General features: G+C 69.0%; 2 protein-coding genes. Both read left to right on the top strand.

Going from position 1 to position 2846, the window contains the following annotated elements; genetic code table 11:
* Nucleotides 1–118: 118 nt before the first annotated feature.
* Entirely contained in the window at nucleotides 119–1780 is a 1662-nt protein-coding gene (gene recN / locus VF662_RS16470) for a DNA repair protein RecN (protein WP_464143037.1), read from the top strand.
* 295 nt (nucleotides 1781–2075) lie between these two features.
* On the top strand, nucleotides 2076–2846 hold a 771-nt coding region (locus VF662_RS16465), incomplete at its 3' end, for an NAD-dependent DNA ligase (RefSeq protein WP_464143036.1).

Here is a 2846-nt window from a genome sequence, read left to right as displayed (position 1 = left end):
CGGCGCCAATTATCCCGGCAGCAAATGGTATGAGCGCGCCTATTCGCTGATGCAGAAGCACGGCGGCACAGCAACGGCGGCGGCGGCCACCGCCGCGTCCTGATCGTCCGGGGGGCTCGTGCTGACCGCCCTCTCGATCCGTGACGTCGTCCTCATCGAGACCCTGGACCTCGAATTCGGGTCAGGCCTCGGCGTACTTACCGGCGAGACCGGGGCCGGCAAATCGATCCTCCTCGATGCGCTCGGCCTCGCGCTCGGGATGCGCGCCGACAGCGGCCTCGTCCGCTCAGGCCAGCCGCAGGCGGTGGTCAGCGTCACCTTCGAAATACCGGACGATCACCCGGCCAACGCCCTTCTTCGCGACAACGGGCTTGATGCGGAGCCGGGCGAGCCGCTCGTCATCCGCCGCATCGTCAAGGCCGACGGCGGCAGCCGGGCGATGATCAACGACCAGTCGGCGTCGGCCGCCCTCCTCCGCGACATTGGCGCCATGCTGGTCGAGATCCACGGACAGCATGACGATCGCGGCCTTTTGAACCCGCGTGGCCATCGTGCACTGCTGGACAGCTACGGGCGGATCGACACCAGGGTCTGCGAGCACGCCTTTGCCGCATGGCGCGGCGCCGAGGCGGCGCTGGCCGTTGCGCGCGACGAGCTCGACGCCGCGGCCCGCGACCGGGACTATCTGGAGCATGCGGTGGCGGAGCTTCAGAAGCTTGCGCCGGAGCCGGGCGAGGAGGAGGAGCTGGCGGGCCTCCGGGCCAACATGCAGAAGGGCGCCCGCCTCGACGAGGACATCGCCGCTGCCGCGGAGCTGCTGCAGGGATCGGAGGGCGGGCTTTCCCTGCTCCGGCAGGCGGCGCGGCGGCTGGACCGGATCGCGGGCGAGCATGACAAGCTCGGCGAAGCGCTCGCCGCGATCGACCGGGCCGTGATCGAAGCGTCGGAAGCCGAGGACCGGCTCGCGGAGGCGGCCGACGCGATGGCTTACGACCCCGCGCGGCTGGAGGAAGCCGAGACTCGCCTGTTCGAGCTTCGTGCGCTCGCCCGCAAGCACCGCGTCGAGCCGGACGCGCTGCCTGCGCTTGCCGAGGAGCTGGCGGGGAAGCTCTCGGCGATCGAAAGCGGCCAGGAGCATCTGGCTGCGCTGGAAAGAGCGGTGATCGAAAGCCGCTCAGCCTTCGAGGCCTCGGCCGCCGAGCTCAGCCGCCTGCGCGAAGCCGCGGCCGCGCGGCTCGACCTCGCAGTCGCGCGCGAGCTCGCGCCGCTGAAGCTCGACGCCGCCAGGTTCAAGACGGTGATCGAGCCGCTCGACCAGGCGCAATGGAGCGCCCGCGGCCGCGACCGCGTCGAGTTCGAGGTCTCCACCAATCCCGGCGCGCCCTTCGCACCGCTCACCCGCATCGCCAGCGGCGGCGAATTGTCTCGCTTCATCCTTGCGCTGAAGGTCGCGCTGGCGGAGCGCGGCGGTGCGGCCACGATGATCTTCGACGAGATCGACCGCGGCGTCGGCGGCGCCGTAGCCAGCGCGATCGGCGAGCGGCTTCACCGCTTGTCGGAGCAGGCCCAGCTCCTCGTCGTCACCCACAGCCCCCAGGTCGCCGCCCGTGGCAACCAGCATCTTCTGATTGAAAAGAGCCACGAAGGCACCGTCACCCGCACCAGCGTGAACCAGCTCGACGAGGCGAAGCGGCGCGAGGAGATCGCGCGCATGCTCTCGGGCGCGCAGGTGACCGACGAAGCCAGGGCGCAGGCGGTGCGATTGCTGGAGGCTGCTTAGTGGTGTCGCACTTGCGTGCCTCCTTGGAGGCTGCAGCTCAGCTCCTGATGATGGCCGTTGCGGCCGTGTTCGCACTGGCATCGGGGGCTGCCTTCCTCGGAATGCCGCTCCTCCTGTGGGCAATAGGAGGGGATGAAAGAGGGTTGGGTGCTTGGGGAACAGCCTGGATATTGGCTGCGGTCATGGCGGGCTTCTTAAACATCATCTGGGCGCTGGAGGTCTTCCGGCGTCAGTCGCCACGTCACTTCACAATGATCCTGGTCGCTTCGGCTATTCTCGTTGGGTCTTGTCCCTTATGGTACTGAGCGAGCAGGAGGCCGCCACCGAGCTTGAGCGGCTCGCGCGGGAGATCGCGCATCATAACCGGCTCTACCATTCGGAGGACGCGCCGGAGATAAGTGACGCGGAATATGACGCGCTGGTGCGGCGGAATGCCGAGTTGGAGGCGCAATTTCCGCAGCTGGTGCGCGAGGACAGTCCGTCCCGGCAGGTCGGTGCCGCGCCGGCCGCGCATCTTTCGAAGGTGGCGCACGCGCTGCCGATGCTCAGCCTCGACAACGCCTTTTCGGACGAGGACGTGGCGGACTTCATCGGCCGCGTCCGTCGCTTCCTGAGCCTCGCCGCGGACGAGGCGGTGGCGCTCACCGCCGAGCCGAAGATCGACGGCCTTTCCTGCTCGCTCCGCTACGAAAAGGGCGAGCTCGTCCTCGCGGCGACGCGCGGCGACGGCACCACCGGGGAGGTGGTGACGGAGAATGTCCGCACGATCAGGAACGTTCCGCAGCGGATCGAGGGCGCTCCCGACGTCTTCGAGATCCGCGGCGAGGTCTACATGTCCAAGGCCGATTTCGCGGCCTTGAACGCGCGCCTGCTCGGCGAAGCGGAGGACCCTGCCAAGGCGCGCCAGTTCGCCAATCCGCGCAATGCCGCCGCCGGCTCGCTCCGTCAGAAGGACGCCGCGGTCACCGCGTCCCGCCCGCTCCGCTTCTACGCCCACGGCTGGGGCGAGGCCTCATCGATCCCCGCGGAGACTCAACTCGGCGTGATGCAGGCGATCGCCGGCTGG

Source organism: Allosphingosinicella sp. (assembly GCF_036387215.1).
Classification (GTDB): domain Bacteria; phylum Pseudomonadota; class Alphaproteobacteria; order Sphingomonadales; family Sphingomonadaceae; genus Allosphingosinicella.
The sequence above is the reverse complement of the archived record's forward strand: the minus strand, read 5'-3'. Positions and strand labels throughout refer to the sequence as shown.